Here is a 23,562-nt window from a genome sequence, read left to right as displayed (position 1 = left end):
ACACGTTTTGCCAGAGTGACAAAGCATGCAATCAATGCTGATCGCGGGAGGTACGCTTCACCACGTGAGATCCCCTCGTCCGTACTCTCCCCAGGCAGGCCCCGGAGCCCAGTCGCTGACCGAGCGCCGAAAGGCGGCCACCCAGCTCGACATCGCCCGCGCGGCCTGCGAACTGTTCGCCGAGCACGGCCCCGACGGCACGACCGCCGAGGACATCGCCCACCGCGCGGGGGTGGCGCTGCGCACGTTCTACCGCTACTTCCGCAACAAGCAGGAGGCGGTGGCCCCACTGCTGGCGGGCGGCGGCGACGCCTGGCGCGCGCTGCTCGCGGAGGAGGACCCCGGCACCCCTCTCGCCGAGGCCCTGGAGCGCGCGGTCACGCGGTCGCTGAGCGACTCCCAGGTGGTCGAGGAGGGCCTGGAGGTGACCCGCGGCCTGCTGCGCGCGGCGACGGCCGACGAGGCCCTGCGGGCGGTCTGGTACCGCGTGAACCAGGACTCCGAAGAGCGCCTGGTGCCGGTCGTGGCCCGGCTGGCCGGCCCGGACGCCGACCCCCTGGGCGTCCGCCTGCTCGCCGCGGCGGCGACGGACGCGATCCGGATCTCGCTGGAGCTGTGGTCGACGACGGACGATCCGGTCTCGGGTCCCGGCTCCCCCGCCGAACTCGCGGTCCGCTGCCTGCGCGACCTCACCGGCGCGATGCCCCTGCTGCGCTGAGATCGGCGCAGCAGGGGCATCACCCCGGTCCCTACCTACCCCTCCGTGTCCTGGTCGGCCTCAGCGACCTCCGCCGCCGCCCCAGCCGCCGCCGCCACCGTCGCCGCCGTTGCCGCCGCCGCCCCAGCCGCCGCCGCCACCGTCGCCGCCGTTGCCGCCGCCGCCCCAGTCACCGTTGCCGTTGCCGCCACCGCCGTTGCCCCAGTCACCGTTGCCGCCGTTGCCGCCGCCGTTGCCCCAGTCACCGTTGCCGCCGCCGGAGTCGTTCCAGTTCCAGTTCCCGTTCCCGTCACCGCCGCGGCCGGAGTCGTTCCAGTTCCAGTTCCCGTCACCGCCGCGGCCGGAATCGTTCCAGTTCCAGTTCGAGTCGTTCCAGTAGCCCCAGTCGTAACGGTCGTAGCGGCCGTCGCCTCCGTTGCCGCCGACTCCACCGTCGTCCCAGCACCAACTGGGGCGGTCCCGCCAGTCGCGGTTGCAGCATTCGTCCCAGCGCCAGTCGCTCCAGCGCCCGTCCGAGCACCTCCACGCACCGCCACCACCACTGCCACCGGTGGAAGTGGCCGAGGCAATGCCGACCGGCATCAGGCCGATGGCGACTCCTGCGGCGCCCGCCATGGCTGCCGCGACGATCCTACGGCGCATGTTCATGCACCTCCGAACATAGCTCGCTTATCCGGCCTTTAGGTCATTTCCACCCTCACTCGGGCTCGGCGCGCTGTCAAAGCAGAAAGGCCCCCTGCCGCACTCCGTGGAGTGCGGCAGGGGGCCTCTCATCAGGCGTTTTAGAGGTCGAAGTAGAGCTCGAACTCGTGCGGGTGCGGACGCTGCGCGATCGGGGCGATCTCGTGCGTGCGCTTGTAGTCGATCCAGGTCTCGATCAGGTCGGGGGTGAAGACACCGCCGGCAAGGAGGTACTCGTGGTCCGCCTCCAGGGCCTTGAGGACGTCCTCGAGGCTGGTCGGGACCTGCGGGACGCTCGCGTGCTCGTCGGGCGAGAGCTCGTAGAGGTCCTTGTCGATCGGCTCCATCGGCTCGATCTTGTTCTTGATGCCGTCGAGGCCCGCGAGGAGCAGCGCCGAGAAGGCGAGGTACGGGTTCGAGGACGGGTCCGGCGCGCGGAACTCGACGCGCTTGGCCTTCGGGTTCGAGCCCGTGATCGGGATGCGCATGGCGGCGGAGCGGTTGCGCTGCGAGTACACCATGTTGACCGGCGCCTCGAAGCCCGGCACCAGGCGGTGGTACGAGTTCACCGTCGGGTTGGTGAACGCCAGCAGCGACGGGGCGTGCTTGAGGATGCCGCCGATGTAGTAGCGGGCGGTGTCCGACAGGCCCGCGTAGCCGGCCTCGTCGTAGAACAGCGGGTCGCCGTTGGCCCAGAGCGACTGGTGCACGTGCATGCCCGAGCCGTTGTCACCGAAGATCGGCTTCGGCATGAAGGTCGCGGTCTTGCCGTTGCGCCAGGCGACGTTCTTCACGACGTACTTGAAGAGCATCAGGTCGTCGGCCGCGGCGAGCAGCGTGTTGAACTTGTAGTTGATCTCGGCCTGGCCACCGGTGCCGACCTCGTGGTGCTGGCGCTCGACCTGGAGGCCCTGGGCGTCCAGCTCGAGGGAGATCTCGGCGCGCAGGTCGGCGAAGTGGTCGACCGGGGCGACCGGGAAGTAACCGCCCTTGTAGCGGACCTTGTAGCCGCGGTTGTTCTCCTCGGACCCGGTGTTCCAGGCGCCGGCCTCGGAGTCGATGTGGTAGAAGCCCTCGTTCGCGGAGGTCGCGAAGCGCACGCTGTCGAACACGTAGAACTCGGCCTCGGGGCCGAAGAACGCGGTGTCGGCGATGCCGGTCGAGGCGAGGTACGCCTCGGCCTTCTTCGCGATGTTGCGCGGGTCACGGCTGTAGGCCTCGCCCGTGATCGGGTCGTGGATGAAGAAGTTGATGTTGAGCGTCTTGTCCTTGCGGAACGGGTCCAGACGCGCGGTGGTGATGTCGGCACGCAGCGCCATGTCGGACTCGTGGATCGCCTGGAAGCCGCGGATGGAGGAGCCGTCGAAGGCGAGCTCCTCCGCCGGGTCGAACGCCCGCGCCGGGATGGTGAAGTGCTGCATCACACCAGGCAGGTCGCAGAAGCGGACGTCGACGAACTTGACGTCGTTCTCCTCGATGTACTGCTTCACTTCGTCGGCGTTCTGGAACATCCAACTCCTCCTACTCCCGGTCCCCGGGGGAGGGACGGGCTTTATAGCTCGTGGTGCGTCAGTGCGGTGCCGCACGCTGACCCGACCATAAGCAGACGGGATTTCTCAAGCATGACCCATTTGTTTCGCACAAGTTAACCAGGGTCCCGTCCGAAGGGCGTGAGGCAGCACCGGTACCGTGGTCGGGTGGACAACAGGCAAGCATTCGGATCCTGGCTCTCCGGCCCCCGCGCGGCCGCGGAGGAGATGGGCGTCGACTTCGGCTATCCGGGGCAGCAGCTCGGCCTGCCACAACAGGGGCCCGGCTCGGTGGCGCGGTTCGGCCGTCGGCTCGCGGGCGTCGCCCTGGACTGGACCGGCTGCCTGCTGATCGCGTACGGACTGATCACGGGCGGCGACATGGTCGCCGCGCGCGGCTGGACGCTGTGGCTCTTCCTGGCTCTGAGCATCCTGACGGTCGGCACCGTGGGCTTCACCCCCGGCAAGCGGATCGTGGGACTCCGGGTGGTCTCGGAGGACGGCGGCCGCCTCGGCATCGTCCGGGTGGTCGTGCGCACGCTGCTGCTGGCCCTGGTCATCCCGGCGCTGATCTGGGACCGCGACGGCCGCGGCCTGCACGACCGGCTCGCGCGCGCCGTCCAGGTCCGCATCTAGACCCACCGCGTACGGACACCCACGGACACAGGGGCGCCCCCCGAACCGCTCGGCTCGGGGGGCGCCCCTGTGTCGTATACGAAAATCAGGTGAGCGGGTCAGCGCATCTTTCCGCCGCGCGGCATCTTCATGCCCTTGGGCATCGGGCCCTTCGGCAGCGGCATGTTGCTCATGAGGTCACCCATGGCCCGCAGCTTGTCGTTGACCTGGGTGATCTGCGGTCCGGCCAGCACGCGCGGCAGCTTGAGCAGGGTGGTGCGCACCTTCTTGAGCGGCACCTCGCCCTCGCCCGTACCCACGATGAAGGTGTGCACCGGCACGTCCGGCATGATCCGGGCCAGCTTCTTCTTCTCGTTCGCGAGCAGCGGCTTCACGCGGTTCGGGTTGCCCTCGGCGATCAGCACGACGCCGGCCTTGCCGACGGCCCGGTGGACGATGTCCTGCTGCCGGGTCATCGCGACGGCCGGGGTGGTCGTCCAGCCCCGGCCCACGTTGTCCAGTACGGCCGCGGCCGCTCCCGGCTGCCCCTCCATCTGCCCGAAGGCAGCCCGCTCGGCCCGTCGTCCGAAGACGATCGCCATCGCGAGGAACGCCACCAGGAAGCCCAGGATGCCCAGGTAGACCGGGTGGTCGATCAGGAAGCCGATCGCAAGAAAGACACCGAAGGTGACGATTCCCACGCCCGCGACGATCAGACCGACCTTCGGGTCGGCCTTGCGCGTCATCTTGTACGTCAGGGCGATCTGCTTCAGTCGCCCGGGGTTCGCAGCAGTCTCTGCGTTTGACTTCCTCGCCATACAGCGAAGTTTACGTGGCCTGCGGGGTCCGGGTCGCCGCGGCCTCAAGTACGTGTTCGGTTTCGACCCGGTCCTTCGCCCGACGGCGGTCCTCCAGCACCGCCGTCCAGGCGTTGCGCCGGGCGCCGCTCATGAGCAGCGATTCGATGCCCCGGAACGCGTCGGAGAGCGTCGGGATGGCGATGGCGCGTACGGGCGCGGCCTGCATGATGTCGATCCCTTTCACGGAACTCACGTCGGCAGTGCGATTGCGGTGCGTAGATCCAGCGTCACTGATTGGTGTTACCAGGGCATGACCGCTCGGTCAAATGTGATGGACACGTTGCAAACACTGACGCGGCCCGCCGGGCTCTTCCTCGAAAGAGCCTAGGGGCCGCGTCGGTGCGGTGTTACTGCCTAGTAAGGTTTTGTGCGCGAGTTCACACGGTTGCCGCGCCGCGCTTCTCCATCGCCTGTGCGTAGAGCCGTCCGGCCCGGTACGAAGACCGGACCAGCGGGCCGGACATCACGCCGGAGAAGCCGATCTCCTCGGCCTCCTTCGCCAGCTCGACGAACTCGGCCGGCTTCACCCAGCGCTCGACGGGGTGGTGCCGCGGCGAGGGCCGCAGGTACTGGGTGATGGTGATGAGCTCGCAGCCGGCCTCGTGCAGGTCCTTCAGGGCCTGCGAGACCTCCTCGCGCTCCTCGCCCATGCCGAGGATCAGGTTCGACTTCGTGACCAGGCCGTAGGCGCGCGCCTTGGTGATCACCTCGAGCGAGCGCTCGTACCGGAAGCCGGGGCGGATCCGCTTGAAGATCCGCGGCACCGTCTCGACGTTGTGCGCGAATACCTCGGGGCGGGAGGCGAAGACCTCCTCCAGCAGCTCCGGGACCGCGTTGAAGTCGGGGGCCAGCAGCTCGACCTTGGTGTGACCGGCCTCGCGGCCCGCCGTCTGCTCGTGGATCTGGCGCACGGTCTCCGCGTACAGCCAGGCGCCGCCGTCGGCAAGGTCGTCGCGCGCGACGCCGGTGATGGTGGCGTAGTTCAGGTCCATCGTGACCACGGACTCGCCGACACGGCGCGGCTCGTCCCGGTCCAGGGCCTCGGGCTTGCCCGTGTCGATCTGGCAGAAGTCACAGCGCCGGGTGCACTGGTCGCCACCGATGAGGAAGGTGGCCTCGCGGTCCTCCCAGCATTCGTAGATGTTCGGACAACCGGCTTCCTGGCACACCGTGTGCAGTCCTTCGCCCTTCACCAGGGCCTGCATCTTGGTGTACTCGGGACCCATCTTCGCCCGGGTCTTGATCCACTCGGGCTTGCGCTCGATGGGGGTCTGGCTGTTCCGGACCTCCAGGCGCAGCATCTTGCGTCCGTCGGGTGCGACTGCGGACACGACCGGCTCCCTGTGACTTCGATTCTTCGGCGCCCACCAGGGTACGCCCGTAAATTCGTACGCTCTTACGTCCGCCAACCTGGGGGCCACCGGACGCATTCCCGGCCGCTAGGAGCCCACGGCCGGCTCGATCTCACGGGGCCGCAGCTCCGCGTGCTCCAGTACGTCCTTCAGGTGACGCTCGACGACCGGCAGCACGTCGGCGATGGTGATCTCCCGGCCCAGTTCGTACGAGAGCGAGGTCACACCGGCGTCCCGGATGCCACAGGGGACGATCCGGTCGAACCAGGTGTTGTCCGGGTTCACGTTGATCGCGAAGCCGTGCATCGTGACGCCCTTGGCGACCCGGATGCCGATGGCGGCGAGCTTGCGGTCCTCGCGGCGCTGGCCGGCGTTGGACGGGGCGTACTCGGGGCCGTTCAGCCGCGCGTCGAACTCGTCGTCGCCGACCCGCGGGTCGAAGTCCAAGGACAGGCCGCCGAACGACGGACGCTCCTCGACGGGGTCGCCCAGGACCCAGACGCCGGACCGGCCCTCGACCCGGGTGGTCTCCAGGCCGAACTCGGCGGCGGTGCGGATCAGGGCGTCCTCCAGGCGGCGGACGTGGGCGACCACGTCCACCGGGCGGGGGAGCTTCATGATCGGGTAGCCGACCAGCTGGCCGGGGCCGTGCCAGGTGATCTTGCCGCCGCGGTCCACGTCGACGACGGGCGTGCCGTCGAGCGGGCGCTCGCTCGGGTCGGTGCGCCGGCCGGCGGTGTAGACCGGCAGGTGCTCCAGCAGCAGGCAGGTGTCCCCGACCTCGTCCGCGAAGCGGGCGGCGTGCACCCGGCGCTGCTCTTCCCAGGCCCGGGTGTACTCGACGGAATCCGGTCCGAAGCCCAGATGGACAAATCCAAGCTCAGCCACCGCAGCGCCTCCTCGTTGAACCTGCTGTGTGCACGTATCGCACTCAGCAAGGGTACGGCGGCCCGTCCGGAGGCCCGGGCGCGGGCTCCGGCGCGAGACCGGGGACGATGCCGGGGGCAAGGCCGTGCGCGGAATCAGGCGCGGGCTCCGGCGGGGGCCACGGCAGCTGCTTCGGACGGCGCCTGCCCTTCGGCGGCCGGTCCGGGTCCTCGTCGGCCCGCGGCAGCCGCCGGTGGCCCTCCGAGTGGTCGTTGACCCAGCCGCACACCCCGCAGGCGTACCGGCCGTCGAGACCCGCGATGTAGGTGCCGCAACGCCTGCACTCCGCCTCGGTCAGTTCGGGCGGGGGAAGCGGAGCGGTGGATTCGGAACGCTCCTCGGGGAGGGGCGCCCGGTGGGGCCGGCGGGTCATGAGCCGCAGCCTATGCGGGCGGAGGGGGTCGGTCCGTAAAGGGCTCTACCCATTCTGCACACGATCGGATGAATGTAGGGCAGAGAGGGCGGCTCGGGCGGAGTTCGCCGCTACATTCACGCCGTTCACAGGGCCGGGACTCCGGTCCGTCACGTCAGGAGACCGTGGAGCCGATGACGGAACGACCTGCCCAGCGCGTCCCCAACAGGCAGCTCGCGGCACTGATCGCGGAAGCCGGGTTCTCCAACGCCGGGCTCGCCCGCCGCGTCGACCAGCTCGGCCTGGAGCACGGTCTCGATCTGCGCTACGACAAGACCTCCGTGACCCGGTGGCTGCGCGGCCAGCAGCCGCGCGGAACCACCCCCGCGCTCATCGCGGAGGTCTTCACCAGGCGCCTCGGGCGACGGCTCTCCGCGCAGGACCTGGGCCTGGACGCCTGCGCTCCCGTCTACGCCGGACTGGAGTTCGCGGCCACCCCCGAGGAGGCCGTCGACATCGCGAGCGGGCTGTGGCGCAAGGACTCCGGCTCCCACGCCGAGCTCCGCAAGATCGCCTTCACCCCGGCCGGGCTGGTCGTGCCCAGCCGCGACTGGCTGATCGGGCGGCCGGACGAACGGGTGGGCCGGGGCGCGGAGCCGGCCCCGGCCCGCGTCCCGGTGCAGGGGCGCGCCGCGGTGCCCCGGCAGCGGCAGATCGACCGCGCGCCCGGCCAGCGGGTCACGGGCGGGGACATCGCGGCGCTGCGCTCGGTCAGCGAGCTGTTCCGCACCCTGGACCACGCCTACGGCGGCGGGCACGCCCGGCAGGCCCTGGTGCGCTACCTGGAACACGAGGCCGAGCCGATGCTCCGCGGGACCTACGGGGAGACCACCGGGCGGCGGCTGTTCTCGGCCGCCGCCGACCTGACCCGGCTCGCGGGCTGGACCTCGTACGACATCGCCGCGCACGGGCTCGCCCAGCGGTACTTCGTGCAGGCGCTGCGCCTGGCGCAGGCGGCCGGGGACCGCCCGTACGGCTCGTACGTGCTGGTCACCATGAGCCGGCAGGCGGTCTACCTGGGCCACGGCCGGGAGGCGGTGCAGCTGGCCCGCGTCGCCCAGCAGGGCGTCGGCGCCGGCCCCCCGCCGGTGGTGCAGGCGCTGTTGCACTCGGCCGAGGCGCGCGGGCACGCGGTGCTCGGCGAGGTACGGGCGTCGACGGCTTCGCTGGTGCGTGCCGAGCGGGCGCTGGGCGCGGCCCGGCCCGGGGACGACCTACCGCACTGGGCGCGGTACTTCGACGAGGCGCAGCTGGCGGACGAGTTCGGGCACTGCCACCGGGACCTCCAGCAGCACCGGGCCTCTGCCCAGCACGCGGAGCGCTCGCTGCAGTTGCGGGCGCCCGCGTTCGCGCGGTCCCGGCTGTTCTGCCGGGTGGTGCTGGCCACGGCGCGGCTCGGGCTGGGTGAGCTGGACCAGGCGTGCGCGCTGGGCGCGGAGGCGGCGCAGCAGGCGATGGAGATGCGGTCGGTGCGCGCGGTGGAGTACGTACGGGACTTCGAGCGGCGGCTGGAGCCGTACCGGGACGCCTCGGCCGTGCGGACGTACCGGGACCGGGTGGCTGCCCTCTCGTGAACCCGGGGCCCGGTTCCCCGTCGGGGTGCCGGGCCCCTCACGTGGTGGTTCTCAGGCCGCCACCGGGAGCGCGGGCTCCGGCGCCGCCGGGAGCGGGATGCCGAAGTCACGCAGGACGGCGGCGGTGGCGCGGCGGGCGGAGTGCAGGGCGCCCTGGACGGTGTTCGTGTCGCGGTGGTCCCCGCACACGTACAGCCCGGCCAGGACGCGCACCGGGCGGCGCACGTCGTACGGCGGGGGCATGGCGGGTACGGCCTCCGGTGTGTGGTGGACGGCAAGCGGCTCCCAGTCGCGGGTGGCGGTGTCGTAGAGCCGGGCGAGGCGGGAGGCGACCGTACGCGCGGGCGGCGGCGGGCCGAGCACGGTGGTGGTCACCAGGCTCCGTCCGGCCGGGGCACGCGTCGGGTCGACCGCGCTCATCACGGCGGTGTGGGATACGGGCCACTTGGGGTCGCCGTCCAGCAGCAGCGAGCCGTCCCAGGGCAGGGGCGCGTCGGTGGCGTGGTGCAGGACGGTGACCTCGTGGAAGCCGGGCACGCGCAGCCCGGGCAGGAGTTCGGCGGCGGCGCGGGCTCCGGTGGCCAGCAGGACGGAGCGGCAGCCGAAGTCGCCGTGCTCCTCGGTGGTGACCAGGTTGGTCGCCACCGACCGGACCCGGACCCCGGTGCGGACGGTGCCGGGCGGCAGGGCGCCCGCGAGCAGGTCGGGCAGGGCCGCCGCGCCTCCCTCGGACACGGCGAGGCGACCGCGGGCGAAGCCCCGCAGGGCGAGGTCGGCGACCCGGCTGGAGGTGGTGAGTTCCGGGTCGCGGAGCAGGGTGGCGAGCAGCGGCCGGAGCACGCCCGTCACGGTGCGCGGGGGCAGGCCGCGGGTGCGCAGGGCGGCGAGGGCGGTGCGTTCGGGTCGGGCGAGCAGGCGTTCCTCGGGCAGGGCGGCGAGCCGCCCGAGCGCGGCGCTGAGCCGCGCCTGGTCGAGGGAGCCGCTGGCCAGGGCTCGGGCGGGGGTGAGGGCCCCGGCCCTGAGCTGTTTGCCGTCGGTGTGGACCAGGACCCCGGGCGCGAAGGACCTCAGGGTGAGGCCCTGGAGACCGGGGGTGCGTTCGAGCTCCGTGTACGAGGTGTTGAGCAACTGGCCGACCCGGTCCAGCCGGAACCCGTCGGCCGACACGGTGGCCATCCGGCCGCCGGGATCGCCCGCGGCCTCCAGGACGGTGACCGTGACCCCCGCTGCGATCAGGTGGTGCGCGGCCGCGAGTCCTGAGACTCCGGCTCCTACGATGACGACGTCCGCATTGAGCACGTGCCCCTCCCCGAGGTCGGCGCGGCTGTGTGGGAATCCTCCTTCCCCTATCGGACTCCAGGGGAACCCGAGTTGGCCCGGGTATTACGGTCGGTTCCGGTCGCACGGCGGTCGCATCCGGGTCACAAACGGTCGCACGGCGGTCGCACGCCTCCGGAGTGCGACTCACATGGCGGCGCGGATGGCCTGCTCGATGCCGGGGTCGCGGAAGACGAAGCCGGACTCCAGCAGCCGGGCGGGGGTGGCCCGCTGACTGCCGAGCACGTCCCCGGCGAACTCCCCGAGCACGACGCGCAGGGCCACCGCCGGTACGGGCAGCAGCGCGGGCCGGCGCAGCACCCGGGCCATGGCGGCCGTCACCTGGCGGTTGGTCAGCGGTTCGGGGGCGGTGAGGTTGACCGGGCCTTCGATGCCGGGGGTGTCGATGAGGTGGCGCAGGGCCGCGACCTCGTCCCGGAGGGAGATGTACGACCAGTACTGGTGGCCGTTGCCGAGCCGGCCGCCGATCCCGGCCCGGAAGACCGGGAACAGCCGGCCCCAGGCTCCGCCCTCGCGGGCGACGACCAGGCCGGTACGGGCGAAGGCCGTACGGATCCCGGCGGCGCGGGCTGGCTCCGCGGCCGCCTCCCACTCCACGCAGACCGAGGGCAGGAAGCCGTGCCCGGCGGGGGCGCCCTCGTCGACGGCGCGGTCGCCGGTGTCCCCGTAGTAGCCGACGGCCGAACCGCTGACGAGCACGGCGGGCGGCGCGTCCAGGGCGGCGAGGGCGTTCGCGATCGCGGCGGTGCCCATGACCCGGCTGTCGCGGATCTCCTTCTTGTACGCGGAGGTCCACCGGTGCTCCCCGACCCCGGCCCCGGCCAGATGCACGACGGCCCCGCAGCCGGCCAGCCCGGCGGGGTCGACGTGACCGCGGGCCGGATCCCACCGCGCCTCGTCCCCGGCGGCGGGCTCCCGCCGCACGAACCGCACCACCTCATGCCCGTCCGCCCGAAGGGACCGCACGAGGGCACTGCCGATGAGCCCGGTCGAACCGGTGACTGCGATACGCATGCCCCCATCCTGTCGGAGCCCGGCCCGGAGCGAGGCCCGGACTCGGCCGCGCCGGGCGCTCCCGAACCCCCGCCCGACGCCGACACGGCGAAGCCAAGCCCAGCCCCGCCGGGGTCGGAGGCGACGAAGCCAAACCCAGCCCCGGCGGCGTCCGAGGCGACGAAGCCAAACCCAGCCCGGCGGCGTCCGAGGCGACGGAGCCGAACCCAGCCCCACCGGCACTTGCGGCGCGGGGCCCGGAGCAGCGCCCCGATCTCTCAGCCCCACCGGCGTCCGAGGCGACGGAGCCGAACCCAGCCCCGCCGGCACTTGCGGCGCCCGGGGTCCGGGGCAGCGCCCCGATCCTTCAGCCCCGCCGGCGTCCGAGGCGACGGAGCCGAACCCAGCCCCGCCGGCGTTTGAGGCGCGGGGTCCGGGGCAGCGCCCCGGCAGCGGCGCCGGGCCCGGATCAGGTACCGAGCCAGGTCCCCACGGCGTAGGTGACGGCCATGGCCAGCGCACCCCCGGCAACGTTGCGCAGGACCGCGCGGAACGCAGGCGCGCCACCAAGGCGGGCACTGACCACCCCGCACAGGGTGAGCGCGGCCAGCACGGCCGCCACCGTCACCGGAACCCGCCCCGACGGCCCGGGCAGCACGATCGCGAGCAGCGGCAGCAACGCACCCACGGTGAATGCGACGAGGCTCGCGAAGGCCGCGTGCCACGGATTGGCCAGCTCGTCGGGATTGATGCCGAGCTCCACCCGGGCATGCGCCCGCAGCGCGTCCCGCTCCGTCAGCTGCTCGGCGGCCTCCCGGGCCAGGGTCCGGCTGAGCCCCCGCGCGGCCAGCAGGTCGGTGAGCTCGTCCAGCTCCGCCTCCGGCTCCTCGGCCAGTTCCCGCCGCTCCAGCTCCAGCGCGGCCCGTTCGGAGTCCCGCTGCGAGCTGACGGAGACGTACTCCCCCGCCGCCATCGACAGGGAGCCCGCCAGCAGCCCGGCGACGCCCGCCGCCAGGATCGCGGAGCGCGAGGTGGTGGCCCCGGCCACGCCGACCACCAGGCCCGCGGTGGAGATGATCCCGTCGTTGGCGCCGAGCACCCCCGCCCGCAGCCAGTTCAGCCGCGTGCTGATCTCCGCGCTCGCCGAGCCGCCGCCACCACCGCGGCCGTGGGCCTCGATGTGCGCCCGTGTCGGGGAATCGTCTTCCGTCACGCCACCACTGTCGTGGCACGCGCCCGGCAGGGCCACCCGGCGGCCGGTCCGGGTGCGCGGGCCCGGCCCACGTACCAGGGTGGAGGGGTGAGACGCGGACGCGAGGAGCCGGGCTGGCTGCGCGGTGAGCCACCGCCGCGCTGGGCTCGGCTCGCACCCGCCGTGGCCCTGGTGGTGCTGGTCCTCGCGCAGGTGCTCACGCCGGGCGACGTGGAGCTCGGGTACTTCCTGGCCGGTCTGCCGCCGGTGGCCGCCTTCGCGTACGGGGCGGGCGGGACCGCGATCTTCGCCGGCCTCGTCCTGTTGCTGCTCGGGGTGCCCGCCCTCGGCATCGCCCACGCCCGGGGCGCGGACCTGGCCACGGTGGCCACCGTCGGACTGCTGAGCGTGGTGATCGCGTGGGTCCGTCGGCGCCGGGACGCGCAGCTGGTCAGTGTACGGACGGTGGCGGAGGCGGCTCAGCTGGCGGTCCTGCCGCCGGTGCCGGAGCGGGTGGGTCCGGTGCACTGTTCCGGCCTCTACAAGGCGGCGCAGCGCGGCACCCTGGTCGGCGGCGACCTGTACGACGTACGGGCCGGGCCGTACGGGGTCCGGGCGTTGGTGGGGGACGTACAGGGGCACGGCCTGGCGGCGGTCGGCACGGTGGCCGCGCTGCTCGGGGCCTTCCGGGAGGCGGCGCTCGACGACGCGGAACTGGCGGCGGTCGTGGCCCGGCTGAACCGGCGCCTGACGGCTGACTGCGTGGCCGCCTCCGACGGGCACCCCGAACTGTTCGCGACGGCCTTGCTGCTGGAGTTCCCGCCCGGGCTGGACCTCGTACGGCTCGTCTCGTGCGGGCACCCGCCCGCGCTGCGGCTGCGCGGGCCGGCGGTCGAGGAGGTGGCGGTGGAGCCGGGTCCGCCGCTGGGCCTGGGGCTCGCGGGCCTGACTCCGCCGCTGGTGACGGAGCTGGGGGTACGGCCCGGTGACCGGTTCCTGCTGCACACCGACGGGGTGACGGAGGCACGGGACACGGCGGGGCACTTCTATCCCCTGGCCGCGCGGCTGCCCGTGGTGGCGAGGGAGCCGGCGGGCCTGGTCGCGGGGGTGTGGCGGGACCTGGTGGCGTTCACCGGGGGCGGTCCGCGCGACGACGTGGCGCTGCTGATGCTGACACTCCCCGGCCCGGCGGGCGCGGAATGACCTGGACGGGCGCCCCGGTCTGTACTGTGCGTAACCAATGAACACCCACAGTGACGCCGGAATGGGAGCCGCCATGTCCATGCTGCTGATCAGAGGAAAGTTCAAGGTGGAGGGGGGCGCCAAGCCGGACGGCGACACCCTCCCCTTCATCCCGGACAACGTGGCCGACTGGAAGCTCGTGCCCGGGGACGGACAGGTCGTACCCAAGGCCGACGGCCGCGGGAGCATCCGGCTCGAAGGAATCGACGCCCTGGAGACCCACTACGGCGAGAAAGAGCCCCACATCGAGCACCAGCCGCGGGGCCTCGCCCACGAGGCCGCGGACGAGCTGCTGAAGTCCCTGGGCTTCAGCACCGTCCTCCGCGACGACGACGAGACCGTCGCCACCGTGCCGGACAGCGTGCCCGGATGGATCCTCACCCGGGGAGCCGACGCCTTCGGCCGCTGTGTGGCCTTCGTCGGCAAGGGCACCCCGCCCGTGTACAGCGGCTACTGGACCGGCGTCGACGAGGACCTGCTGAAGCGGACCGCCAACTACCGCCTGCTCCTGCTCGGCCTGGCCTATCCGACCTTCTACTCGGGCCTGCCCGTGTACCTGCGCGAGCTCCTCACCGAGGCCTCGGAGAAGGCGAGGGCGTCCGCGAAGGGCGTGTGGAACGTCGACAAGACCCTCGACGGGGCGGCGGTCACCGCGATGACCTCGCTCACGGACGACACCACCGGCGCGGTGATCCTGCCGAAGCTGTTCCGCCGCCTGAAGGACTACCTGGACTTCACCGCACCCGGCACGTCGCTCGCCTGCTTCCGCGCCTTCCTGGCCGGGGCGGACGACGAGTACCGCCTCCTCCCGGACTCCGGGGCGCTCCTCAGGGGCCTGCACCACATCGTCGAGGTCAGCGCCGACAACACCGTACGGATGACCCGTCCGGCCAGAGAGATCGTCTTCAACGAGAAGTGAGCGCGAGCCCGCCGGGGCCCGTGGCCCCGGCAGGTCGACGCCGGCCGGCTCGGCCGGCTCAGCCCGCGCTGACGATGAACGCGCGCACCATCTTGCAGGTGACATTGGACGGCCGGTGGATCCCCGTCCGGACGGCCATCGTCCGGATCTTCCGGTTGGTGGCACGCCGGGCGTCATACGTCCCCGAGTCGAGCAGGGATATCGCCAGCCGCATCGCCTTCAGGCGGCGGTTGTGGCTCTCGTACCACTCGCGGGGCAGGCCCGCCGGCAGCGGCTTCTTCTTGACGTGCTGGATGGTGGTGGCAGTGGCCATCTACAGCCTCCCAAACGGTAGTTGGCGTCCTGTCGTTCTCCCTCGATTTTACCGGGGACCACTGACAGAAGCCCCTGGCCAGACGGGCTCCGGGCAAGGTTGCGGACGGGGCTCCGGACAGGGCTCCGGATAGGGTTGGGGGCATGGAGATCTGGATCAACCCCGCCTGTTCCAAGTGCCGCAGCGCGCTGACCCTGCTGGACGCCGAGGGCGCCGACTACACCGTGCGCCGGTACCTGGAGGACGTGCCCTCCGAGGACGAGATCCGCGAGGTCCTCGGCCGCCTCGGCCTGGAACCGTGGGACATCACGCGCACCGCGGACCCCCTGGCCGGGGAGACGGGCGTACGGGACCTGCCGCGCGAGGAGACCGACGAGGCGCGGGCCCGCTGGATCGCCCACCTGGCCGCGCACCCGAAGCTGATCCAGCGCCCGATCATCACCGCCGAGGACGGCACGGCCGTGGTCGCCCGCTCCGAGGACGCCGTCCGCGAGGCACTGTCCCGCAAGGCTTAGACCGTGATCCGGCCTGATCGGCAAGACACGGCGCAACCCTGGGCCGTGTCGTCGAAGTCCCGCGTGGCCGGCGGGGCTTCGACGACACTCCCTAGACGCGGCGCGCGATGACCTCCATGCACGCGCGGTAGCGCTCGCTGACCGCGTAGTGCAGGGGTGCGAAGCCGTGCTCGTCCAGCAGCTCGTACAGGCGCCGGCGGCTGAAGTTGTGGAAGTGCTCCAGCTCTCCCCAGTAGGGGTTGGCCTCGGCCGCGTCCAGCAGCCGCCAGACCGCGCAGTCGTAGTTGGGCATCGACGCGAAGATCACGCCGCCCTCCCGCAGGAGCCGGTGCGCGGCGACCAGGCCCTCGCCCGGATACGGCATGTGCTCCAGCACGTCGGCCAGGCTGATCACGGAGTACCGGCCGGGCGCGTCGAGCGTCGTGAGGTCGGCGCAGTGCGCCTCGATGCCGAGTCGGCGCAGTCCCTGGGCGGTCGACGGCCGCAGATCGAGGCCTTGGGGCTCGAAGCCCCACTCCTCCGCCGTGAACAGCAGCGATCCGTTGCCGAAGCCGACGTCGAGCCAGCAGCCGTCCGCGACGTAGCGCGCGACGCGCTCCACGATGCGCGCCGAGAGGTAGCGGTTCTGCTCGAACCCCGCGCCCGGCTGCTGGTTCGGGTTGGTCGAGGAGAAGACCTCCGCCGAGACCTCGTCCGTGAAGTAGCCGTCGGTGAAGACGTGTCCGCATGCGGCGCAGCGCATCCAGACCATGGTCGGCCCGACCACCGGCTTGTACAGGGGATGGTTCGAGCAGTCGCCGGTCCTCAGCGTGGAGATTTCGGCGGCGGAGCAGAGCGGACAGGCGCCGTACAGGTGACGCGGCTGGTTAGTGACAGGGGTGGCCGCAATGGCTGGGCTGGCGGACATGTCAGGAAAATACCGGCTGTTGCGGTCGGCGCCGCGATGGCGCGCTGGGCACACTTACGAGTCGAACCGACGGGCGATCTCCTGCGCCGCCGTGAGCGGCAGCGCGTGGTGCGAGATCCCGGGCAGTACGTCGACGCGCGCGCCCGGGAGCACGTCCCGCGCGGCCCGGGAAGCGCGGGCGGCGTCGTGGCAGCGGGCGCGGCCGGCGAACAGGATGTCGACCGGCAGCTCCCCGAGCCCGGTCAGGTCGGGGCGCGGCCCGGTCACCGGCCTGACGGTGGGAAAGGCGGCCGCTTCGTCCTGGAGCCGGAGCCAGGCCGGGTCGAGGGGCGCCCCGCCGGTCTCCCAGGCGAGGAAGGAGCGGATCCGTTCCGGCGTGGGCCGTACCAGCACGGGCAGCGCGCGCAGCACGTAGCCGGGGCGGAGCCCGGCGAAGACCTGGGTCGGGTCGAGCAGTACGAGGCGGCCGAGCCGGGCGGACCGCCGCACGGCGTCGGCGGCCGCGTAGTGGGCGGCGATCCAGGCCCCGTACGAGTGTCCGCCGAGGCTGACGGGGCCCTGGGTGCCCAGCCCGCCGAGGACCGCGTCGAGCCAGCCGACGAGGTCCTCGGTGGCCCGTACCGGCCGCCCCGGCGCCGGCACGCTGAGCCCCGGGTCCCCCACCAGGTCGACGGCGTGTACCCGGTGGGTGCGCGCGAGCCCGGCCGCGGCGCAGGCCCCCCACACCGTGGAGGTGGCCCCGCCGCCGGGCAGCAGCACCAGCGGCGGGGCACCCGCCGGACCACAGCTGTTGACGTGGGTGACCCCGTACGGGGTGGGCAGTTCGACCGCCTCGACCGGCCCGGGCCACCGGCCGAGCGCCTCGTCGTAGGCGGCGCGGAAGGAAGCGGAAGCGGTGCGGGAGGAAGACGTCCGGTCCATGGCTGGCTCCAATGCCTCGCTCGGCGATAATCTCGCTCAACGAGAGACTTTAGGCCGGAGGCGATGTGGACGACAACCGGGAACCCGACAACCTGCACCTGGTGCACCTGCTGCGGGCCGTGACCGTCGAATTCGGCCTGCGCCAGGCGGAGTTCGCTGCCCGCAACGGCATGCACCCCACCGACGTACGGGCCCTGATCTGCCTGCTGGACGCGGCCCGCGCCGACGAGCCGGCCACGGCGGGCCTCCTCGGCGCCCGGCTCGGCCTCAATTCGGCGGGCACCACCGCCGTGATCGACCGGCTGGAACGGCTGGGCCACGTGGCGCGGGTCCGCGACGACCGCGACCGACGCCGGATCCTGCTGCGCGTGGAGCCGGAGGCGATCCGCCTGGGCCGGGAGTTCTTCGCCCCGGTCATCGACGGGCTGCTCCGGGTGCTGGACTCCTTCGGCCCCGCGGAACGGGACACCGTCCGCCGCTTCCTGACGGCCGCCCACGCCGTCTTCACGCCGGAGCCGCGCGCGTGACCTCCCGCCACTCACCTGGCCCTCATCCGTGACCTCGTAGGGTGAACCCAGCAGCAAATCGGTACGTATCGCACCAAAGGACCCGACGTGAACGAGCATCAGCAGCCGCAGGCAAGTCCGCTCGGGCTCCCGCTCCCCCAGCCGCGGCGGGGGGCCGACTGGATGTTCGGCGGCGTGTACGGGACGGTGCTCGCCAGTGGGCTGCTGGCCGCGCTGACGGGCGGTGAGTACACCCCCTACTACGACGCCAGCTGGGTGCTCTTTACTTGATGAAGGCGTTGGCGACGATGATGGCCAGGCCGATCGTGGCGTCGGCCAGGCCGATGAGCAGCGCGGTGGTCAGCCGGTGGCCGACCCGGACCGCCACTACCCCCCCCCCAGGCGAACAGCAGGGCGGTGTTCAGGCCGAGTCCAGGAGCTGCGCCTCCGCCTCCGCCAGGATCTCCGTCAGCCGGGCGCCGAACTCCGCTCCGCGCGGATCCGGCACACCCGTCCGGGCCGCGGTGAGCAGGGCGTCGAGGGCCCGCCCGAAGGCGCCGGGGACGTCGCTCCAGCCGGGCAGCGTGTGCACGCCCTCGGTTCCGCGCAGCTCCAGCCCCACCCCGGCGGCCGCCCGAGGCGCGCCCAGGCTGAGCACGGCGGTGCTGGCCGCGCCGGAGGCGTGGCGCAGGGCCATCTGGACCACGTCGGAGGGGCCCCGCGTGGCGCTGACGGCGGTGACGTCACCGAGGACCGGGATCAGCACGGAGAGCGCGTGCGGGCCGACGTCCCACAGCCCGCCCTTGGCCTTGCGCCAGGGCGACGCGGCGTACGCGCTGGGCGTGCCGTCGGGCGGGAAGACGGCGCCGAGCCAGTGCGCGGATGCGGTGAACCAGCCCGGACGGGCCGCCTGTTCCGCGACCCAGCCCGCGGTGGGCTCCGCGAAGCGGAGGGTGAGGAAGACGACGGAGGCGACCCCGTGCCGCGCGGCCGCCTCGGCGACGGCCCGGGCGTCCCGGGCCGTCGTCGCGACGGGCTTGTCGAGCAGCAGGTGGCAGCCGGCGGCGGCCGCGCGCACCGCGAGAGGGGCCTGGACGTCGGGCGGCAGGGCGAAGGCCACGACGTCACAGTCGGCGAACAGCGCGTCGGGGTCTTCGTACACCTTCACGCCGAACGCGTCGGCCAGCTCGGCCGCGGCTTCGGGCCGGCGGCCCCACACTCCGGCGAACTCCGAGCCTGTGTGGGCGGCGAGCGCGGGGGCATGGGTACGGTGCGCCCACGGGCCGGTGCCCAGCAGTCCGACCCGGGGCCGTGGGCCTGCGACAGCCTGTTGGGCGGCACTCTTGGCGGGGTCTGCGGCGCGGTCTCGGCCGGGGTTTCCAGAAGGGGTTACATCAGACAAAATGCTCACCCGACCAGTCTGCCCCAGTCGGACGGGTGTGCCGTCGCCGACCCGCTGCCTACCCGCACAACCCACCCGACCTGCGGTGCAAACCTCGGTAACACGGGGTTCACACACGGGCAACGGAAGGGAAATCGCGGGCGGGCACGCTGCGGTCATCACCGCAGCGATGAAGCAGCGACCAGCAGCACCCGCAGAGTCTGAGGATGGGGCCCGTGAGCTACAAGGCTGAGTACATCTGGATCGACGGCACCGAGCCGACGGCGAAGCTTCGCTCCAAGACGAAGGTCCTGGCCGACGGCGACGCACTGCCGATCTGGGGCTTCGACGGATCGAGCACGAACCAGGCCGAGGGCCACGCCTCCGACCGCGTCCTGCAGCCGGTGTTCTCCTGCCCGGACCCCATCCGCGGCGGGGACAACGTCCTCGTGCTGTGCGAGGTCCTGAACATCGACATGACCCCGCACGAGTCGAACACCCGCGCGCAGCTGCGTCCGGTCGCCGAGAAGTTCGCCGGGCAGGAGCCGATCTTCGGCATCGAGCAGGAGTACACCTTCTTCGACGGCAGCCGCCCGCTCGGCTTCCCGGTCAACGGCTTCCCGGCGGCGCAGGGCGGCTACTACTGCGGTGTCGGCTCGGACGAGATCTTCGGCCGCGAGATCGTCGAGAAGCACCTGGACCACTGCCTCGCGGCGGGCCTGAGCATCTCCGGCATCAACGCCGAGGTCATGCCCGGCCAGTGGGAGTTCCAGGTCGGTCCCGTGGGCCCGCTGGAGGTCTCCGACCAGCTGTGGATCGCGCGCTGGCTGCTCTACCGCACCGCCGAGGACTTCAACGTGTCGGCGACGCTGAACCCGAAGCCGGTGAAGGGCGACTGGAACGGCGCGGGCGCGCACACCAACTTCTCCACGAAGGCGATGCGCGAGGACTACCGCGCGATCATCTCCGCGTGCGAGGCGCTGGGCGAGGGCAGCAAGCCGATGGACCACGTGAAGAACTACGGCGCCGGGATCGACGAGCGTCTGACGGGTCTGCACGAGACCGCCCCGTGGAACGAGTTCAGCTACGGCGTCTCGGACCGCGGCGCCTCGGTGCGCATCCCGTGGCAGGTGGAGAAGGACGGCAAGGGGTACATCGAGGACCGCCGCCCGAACGCGAACGTGGACCCGTACGTGGTGACCCGCCTCATCACGGACACCTGCTGCGCCGGCCTGGAGAAGGACGGCCTGGTCTGAGGCCCCACAGCACCCCGCCCCACCCCGAACAGCACGACGACGCCCGCTGCGCCTCCCCGGCGCGGCGGGCGTAGTCAGTTGCGGGCGTCGTCAGTTGCGGGCGCTCCGGGTGCAGTTGCCGGTTTGTCCTGGATTGATGGGGACGTGGTCCTGGAATGTGAGACGTTGTTCCACGACGTGAGACGAGGTCTGCCCCGGGGCGTGTCCGTCTGTTTGAATGGGGACCATGGCCAGCCATTCGCACACCTCGTCAGGTCGCAGTGACCTCGAGCCGTTCTGGCCGTCCCGTCAGGATCATGATTTCGACCGGGAGTGTTGCCGCGCGAAGAACGCGCCGGCCCTCTAACGCCTCCGGGACCTCCCAGCTGACCTGTCCCGAGGCCTTCGGTCTGCGCGGTACGACATCGATGACGTACGTACGTCTCCTGCCGACCACTCCGCGTGAAAGAGCTGACCACTCATGGCGAACACCCGCACCCGCACCCTCACCTCCACCTCCTCCGCTTCCCTGATCCATCCGCCCGGTCCGCGCCACCGACTGCGCGCCGTCGACCGGGACGAGGTGGCCCGAGTGGTGGACCTGCTGCCGCCCGGCGCCACCTGGCTGCCCGCCCCGCAGCACACGCTCCCGACGGTCCCCGGCCAGCCACCGATGGTCGGCTACCTGGTGCTGGTACCGGCCGACCAGCAGCCGCCGGTCGCCTTCGCCCCCCAGGCCGTCGCCGCCCCGGCGCCGCCGTACTCCCCCGAGCCCGCGGCCGCCACGGGCGACGGACTGGTCCGCATCGACCCGGCACAGCGCACCGCCGAGGTCGACGGACAGGTACTCGACCTGACCTACCTGGAGTTCGAGCTCCTGGCCCATCTGGTGAAGCACCCGCACCGGGTGCACAGCCGGGACCAGCTGGTGACCACGGTCTGGGGCTACGGCCACGTCGGCGACGGCCGGACCGTGGACGTCCACATCGCCCGCCTGCGCCGCAAGCTGGGCGCGGCCCACCGCGGCGCCATCCAGACGGTGCGCCGGGTGGGCTACAAGTACGCGCCCTGACGGACCGGCCGGCCGTACGCGAAGGGCCCGCACTCCCGAGGGGAGCGCGGGCCTTTCGGCTCCCTGGACCTAGGCGGGGTGCGTCGCCTTCGTACGGCGCCGGGCCACGAGGCCCAGCAGTACGTCGACCGCCAGGAACGCCACCAGGCTGATCCCCAGCATCGGGACGAACCAGCCGGCCACGGCGGTCACCGCGGCCAGCGGCAGCAGCACCGTCACCGGCAGCTTGCGCCAGGCGCCGCGCGGCTGGGGGCGGCCGACGGACAGCTTGCGGTCCTTGGTCGGGCGGCGCAGCCACCACATCCGGTAGCCCCAGAAGACGAGGAACATCAGCGCGACGGCGAGCGCGGCCAGCGCGAGCTGGTTGACGAGCCCGAAGGTCTGGCCCATGTGCAGGTCGATGCCGAAGCGGGTCATCTTGGCGAGCAGCGGGTAGTCGGCGAAGCGCAGTTCGTCCAGGACCCGGCCGTCGGCGGGGTCGATCGCGACGGCGTCCAGGTGGACCGGCACCTGCTTGTCCTTCTCCTTGACCACGTACCCGTTGCCCTTGGCCGGGAGCGTCACCTGGAGGTACTCGGTGACCCCGGCGGCCCGGGCGGCCTCGACGGCTCGGTCGATGCCGATGTCGGCGGTCGGGGCGGGCGGCGGCATCTCCTCACCGGGGCCCATGGTGTGGCCCGCGTGCTCGTCGCCCCCGGCGGAGTCCGCGCCCGGCTTCAGCTTCGCCGAGACGGCGGGGGTGGCCCCGCCGAGGCGGTCCTGGAGCTGCCCGATGTTCTCGCCGGCGTACTTCGACCAGGTCAGGCCGGTGGCGGAGAGCACGACGAGCCCGGCGACGGACCACAGGCCGACCACGCCGTGCCAGGACAGGGTCCGGCGGCGGCCCATTGCCCCTCGGGCGGGGAGAACCAGTTCCGCCTTCCGCTTGCGGCGACGGCCGATCCACAGGGCGAGTCCGCCGAGGGCGACCACCCACAGCCAGCTCGCGGCGAGTTCGCTGTAGTTCCGGCCGAAGTCGCCGAGCTGGAGGCTGGAGTGGAACTCGCTCAGCCAGGCCCGCAGCGGCAGCGCGTCGCCGGAGGTGGTGAGCTGCCCGCGCACCTCGGCCGTGTACGGGTCGACGAACACGGTGAGGGTCTCGCCCTCCGGGAGCCCCTTGCTCTCCATGATCACGCGGGTGGTGGCGTCGGCGTCGGGCGCGGGCCACACCGAGACGATCTCGCCCTGGGGAGCGGCGCCCTTGGCCGCCGCGACCTGGGCGCTGAGCGGCAGGGCGTTCTCGCCGACACTGGCGACGGTCAGCTCGTCGGAGTAGACGATCTTCTCGGCCTGCCAGGAGCCGGCGTACAGCAGCCCCGTGGCGGCGGCGAGGAACAGCAGCGGGGCGATGAGCAGGCCCGCGTAGAAGTGGGTGCGCAGGAGCAGCGGGCGCAGGGCGGCCCAGCCGCCGCGGCGCTCGGACGTGTCGGTGGTGCCTATGGTGCCCGTAGTGCCGGTGGTGTCGGTGATGTCGCTGGGATCGGCGTCCGGGGTCCGGACGTCCTGAACCTTGTCAAGGGACATGGTGGTCCTAGGTGTTGGCGAAGACATGGGAGGCGGCCCCAGGTCTCGCCCCCTCGCCGAAGAGGGTGCGCCGGTTCAGGCGCGGGCAGGACGGCCGGGGACCGTGGTGCGGAAGGCTCTGTCGGCGGGCGGCCCGCGCCGCACCACGGCATGGGCGTGCACGGCTCCGCGCAGGCGGCGCGGCCGTACGGACGGAGGGCGGACGGCGGCCGGAGCGGTCGGCGGCACCACCCGCGCCCGGAGCAGGGCGAGCGCGCGGGAGAGGGGCCGGGCCGCGTGCAGCGCGACGGCCCCCACGGTCCGGGCCAGCCGGAAGACGGCGGCCTCGCCCCGGGCCAGCCAGGCGGCGCAGAACAGCCCGGCGAGCACGTGCGCGGCGATCATCCCGGCCACGCCGTGCCCGGCCCCGGCCATGTCTGCCATGGGAGCCATGCCCGCCATGCCCGCCGTACCGGCGCCCGCGCCCATCTCCATGCCCGGCATGTCGTGGTGCCCGGACAGGGGCATCGCCCCGGGTTCGGGCGCCGCCGTCCGACTCCCGGAGAAGACGAGGTGCAGCACTGCCTGTACGGCGAGCACCGCCGCGGCGATCCCCACCGGCCCCCGGCGCCGGCCGGCGGCGAGCCAGGCCAGTCCCGCGGTCATCCCGAAGGCACCCAGAAGGCCCGTCAGGGGAATGCCGGTACCGGATATGTGCGCATGCCCCACCGCGCCCAGGGCGGTACCCACCGCCGCGAACATCGCGGCGCGAGTGGCGCGCATCGGCGCGGGGTGTTGTGACATGGCCGGAACATGTT

Annotated in this window: 26 protein-coding genes; 10 read left to right on the top strand and 16 right to left on the bottom strand. The window is 72.5% G+C overall.

The genetic code is table 11. From position 1 onward, the window contains the following. Positions 1–64 precede the first annotated feature (64 nt). Complete coding sequence (locus AB0D48_RS24615) at positions 65–718, top strand: TetR family transcriptional regulator (RefSeq protein WP_362400786.1); 654 nt, start codon at positions 65–67, stop codon at positions 716–718. A 60-nt stretch (positions 719–778) separates the two neighbouring features. Here AB0D48_RS24615 and AB0D48_RS24610 read toward each other — a convergent pair whose 3' ends face one another. After that, the gene (locus AB0D48_RS24610) at positions 779–1,360 is read right to left on the bottom strand and encodes a hypothetical protein (protein WP_362400783.1); all 582 of its coding nucleotides are present in this window, start codon (positions 1,358–1,360) and stop codon (positions 779–781) included. A 140-nt stretch (positions 1,361–1,500) separates the two neighbouring features. Continuing rightward, positions 1,501–2,910: a type I glutamate--ammonia ligase gene (gene glnA, locus AB0D48_RS24605; RefSeq protein ID WP_362400780.1), complete on the bottom strand. Its 1,410-nt coding sequence runs from the start codon at positions 2,908–2,910 to the stop codon at positions 1,501–1,503. 186 nt (positions 2,911–3,096) lie between these two features. Between glnA and AB0D48_RS24600 the strand changes: the two genes are divergently transcribed. Further along, positions 3,097–3,564, top strand: coding sequence for an RDD family protein (locus tag AB0D48_RS24600; RefSeq protein WP_362400778.1), 468 nt, complete (start codon positions 3,097–3,099; stop codon positions 3,562–3,564). A gap of 98 nt (positions 3,565–3,662) precedes the next feature. Here AB0D48_RS24600 and AB0D48_RS24595 read toward each other — a convergent pair whose 3' ends face one another. The 5 genes from AB0D48_RS24595 to AB0D48_RS24575 all read right to left on the bottom strand — a co-directional run bounded on the left by AB0D48_RS24595 (position 3,663) and on the right by AB0D48_RS24575 (position 7,055). Further along, a complete protein-coding gene (locus tag AB0D48_RS24595; protein WP_328925326.1) occupies positions 3,663–4,361 on the bottom strand; it encodes a DUF4191 domain-containing protein in 699 nt (232 codons plus the stop codon). Positions 4,362–4,371: 10 nt separating this feature from the next. Further along, entirely contained in the window at positions 4,372–4,569 is a 198-nt protein-coding gene (locus tag AB0D48_RS24590; RefSeq protein WP_069923792.1) for a hypothetical protein, read from the bottom strand. Between the two features lie 211 nt (positions 4,570–4,780). Then, positions 4,781–5,734: a lipoyl synthase gene (gene lipA, locus AB0D48_RS24585; protein ID WP_362400774.1), complete on the bottom strand. Its 954-nt coding sequence runs from the start codon at positions 5,732–5,734 to the stop codon at positions 4,781–4,783. Positions 5,735–5,842: 108 nt separating this feature from the next. Then, the gene (lipB, locus tag AB0D48_RS24580; protein WP_362400771.1) at positions 5,843–6,643 is read right to left on the bottom strand and encodes a lipoyl(octanoyl) transferase LipB; all 801 of its coding nucleotides are present in this window, start codon (positions 6,641–6,643) and stop codon (positions 5,843–5,845) included. Between the two features lie 43 nt (positions 6,644–6,686). Further along, a complete protein-coding gene (locus AB0D48_RS24575) occupies positions 6,687–7,055 on the bottom strand; it encodes a hypothetical protein (RefSeq protein ID WP_362400768.1) in 369 nt (122 codons plus the stop codon). A 173-nt stretch (positions 7,056–7,228) separates the two neighbouring features. Here AB0D48_RS24575 and AB0D48_RS24570 point away from each other — a divergent pair, with 173 nt between their 5' ends. Next, complete coding sequence (locus AB0D48_RS24570) at positions 7,229–8,668, top strand: regulator (protein WP_362400765.1); 1,440 nt, start codon at positions 7,229–7,231, stop codon at positions 8,666–8,668. A gap of 51 nt (positions 8,669–8,719) precedes the next feature. On the opposite strand, the gene AB0D48_RS24565 is transcribed toward AB0D48_RS24570, so the two are convergent. From AB0D48_RS24565 to AB0D48_RS24555, 3 genes are all read right to left on the bottom strand, one after another. After that, positions 8,720–9,967: an NAD(P)/FAD-dependent oxidoreductase gene (locus AB0D48_RS24565; RefSeq protein ID WP_362400762.1), complete on the bottom strand. Its 1,248-nt coding sequence runs from the start codon at positions 9,965–9,967 to the stop codon at positions 8,720–8,722. A gap of 165 nt (positions 9,968–10,132) precedes the next feature. Further along, positions 10,133–11,020 (bottom strand): TIGR01777 family oxidoreductase, encoded by an 888-nt coding sequence (locus tag AB0D48_RS24560; protein WP_362400759.1) that lies wholly within the window; start codon positions 11,018–11,020, stop codon positions 10,133–10,135. A gap of 448 nt (positions 11,021–11,468) precedes the next feature. After that, a complete protein-coding gene (locus AB0D48_RS24555) occupies positions 11,469–12,179 on the bottom strand; it encodes a VIT family protein (RefSeq protein WP_362400821.1) in 711 nt (236 codons plus the stop codon). Positions 12,180–12,299: 120 nt separating this feature from the next. Here AB0D48_RS24555 and AB0D48_RS24550 point away from each other — a divergent pair, with 120 nt between their 5' ends. Beyond that, positions 12,300–13,394, top strand: a complete 1,095-nt coding sequence (locus tag AB0D48_RS24550) for a PP2C family protein-serine/threonine phosphatase (RefSeq protein ID WP_362400756.1) — start codon at positions 12,300–12,302, stop codon at positions 13,392–13,394. A gap of 37 nt (positions 13,395–13,431) precedes the next feature. Continuing rightward, on the top strand, positions 13,432–14,352 hold the full coding sequence (locus AB0D48_RS24545; protein ID WP_362400753.1) for a nuclease: 921 nt from the start codon (positions 13,432–13,434) through the stop codon (positions 14,350–14,352). Between the two features lie 58 nt (positions 14,353–14,410). Here the strand turns inward: AB0D48_RS24545 and AB0D48_RS24540 are convergent, their stop codons facing one another. Next, a complete protein-coding gene (locus AB0D48_RS24540) occupies positions 14,411–14,665 on the bottom strand; it encodes a hypothetical protein (protein ID WP_362400750.1) in 255 nt (84 codons plus the stop codon). A gap of 143 nt (positions 14,666–14,808) precedes the next feature. Between AB0D48_RS24540 and AB0D48_RS24535 the strand changes: the two genes are divergently transcribed. Beyond that, positions 14,809–15,180 carry an ArsC/Spx/MgsR family protein gene (locus AB0D48_RS24535; protein ID WP_362400747.1) on the top strand — a complete coding sequence of 124 codons (372 nt, stop codon included), beginning with the start codon at positions 14,809–14,811 and terminating at the stop codon, positions 15,178–15,180. A gap of 91 nt (positions 15,181–15,271) precedes the next feature. Here AB0D48_RS24535 and AB0D48_RS24530 read toward each other — a convergent pair whose 3' ends face one another. Beyond that, positions 15,272–16,087, bottom strand: a complete 816-nt coding sequence (locus AB0D48_RS24530) for a class I SAM-dependent methyltransferase (RefSeq protein WP_362400744.1) — start codon at positions 16,085–16,087, stop codon at positions 15,272–15,274. Positions 16,088–16,141: 54 nt separating this feature from the next. Further along, on the bottom strand, positions 16,142–17,008 hold the full coding sequence (locus AB0D48_RS24525) for an alpha/beta hydrolase (RefSeq protein WP_362400741.1): 867 nt from the start codon (positions 17,006–17,008) through the stop codon (positions 16,142–16,144). Positions 17,009–17,073: 65 nt separating this feature from the next. On the opposite strand from AB0D48_RS24525, the gene AB0D48_RS24520 reads away from it, so the two are divergent. Then, a complete protein-coding gene (locus tag AB0D48_RS24520; protein ID WP_362400738.1) occupies positions 17,074–17,535 on the top strand; it encodes a MarR family transcriptional regulator in 462 nt (153 codons plus the stop codon). A gap of 87 nt (positions 17,536–17,622) precedes the next feature. Continuing rightward, positions 17,623–17,805 (top strand): hypothetical protein, encoded by a 183-nt coding sequence (locus AB0D48_RS24515; protein ID WP_362400735.1) that lies wholly within the window; start codon positions 17,623–17,625, stop codon positions 17,803–17,805. Positions 17,806–17,935: 130 nt separating this feature from the next. On the opposite strand, the gene AB0D48_RS24510 is transcribed toward AB0D48_RS24515, so the two are convergent. Beyond that, positions 17,936–18,811 (bottom strand): Gfo/Idh/MocA family oxidoreductase, encoded by an 876-nt coding sequence (locus AB0D48_RS24510; RefSeq protein WP_362400818.1) that lies wholly within the window; start codon positions 18,809–18,811, stop codon positions 17,936–17,938. A 320-nt stretch (positions 18,812–19,131) separates the two neighbouring features. On the opposite strand from AB0D48_RS24510, the gene glnII reads away from it, so the two are divergent. Beyond that, on the top strand, positions 19,132–20,151 hold the full coding sequence (gene glnII / locus AB0D48_RS24505; RefSeq protein WP_362400732.1) for a glutamine synthetase: 1,020 nt from the start codon (positions 19,132–19,134) through the stop codon (positions 20,149–20,151). 460 nt (positions 20,152–20,611) lie between these two features. Continuing rightward, positions 20,612–21,202, top strand: a complete 591-nt coding sequence (locus AB0D48_RS24500) for a winged helix-turn-helix domain-containing protein (protein ID WP_362400729.1) — start codon at positions 20,612–20,614, stop codon at positions 21,200–21,202. Between the two features lie 69 nt (positions 21,203–21,271). Here the strand turns inward: AB0D48_RS24500 and AB0D48_RS24495 are convergent, their stop codons facing one another. Beyond that, positions 21,272–22,765, bottom strand: a complete 1,494-nt coding sequence (locus AB0D48_RS24495) for a PepSY domain-containing protein (protein ID WP_362400726.1) — start codon at positions 22,763–22,765, stop codon at positions 21,272–21,274. A gap of 75 nt (positions 22,766–22,840) precedes the next feature. Further along, the gene (locus AB0D48_RS24490; RefSeq protein WP_362400723.1) at positions 22,841–23,548 is read right to left on the bottom strand and encodes a hypothetical protein; all 708 of its coding nucleotides are present in this window, start codon (positions 23,546–23,548) and stop codon (positions 22,841–22,843) included. Positions 23,549–23,562: the final 14 nt, after the last annotated feature.

It is taken from the genome of Streptomyces sp. NPDC048269 (assembly GCF_040652395.1).
GTDB lineage: Bacteria > Actinomycetota > Actinomycetes > Streptomycetales > Streptomycetaceae > Streptomyces.
This window is presented reverse-complemented; position numbering and strand designations above follow the sequence as displayed.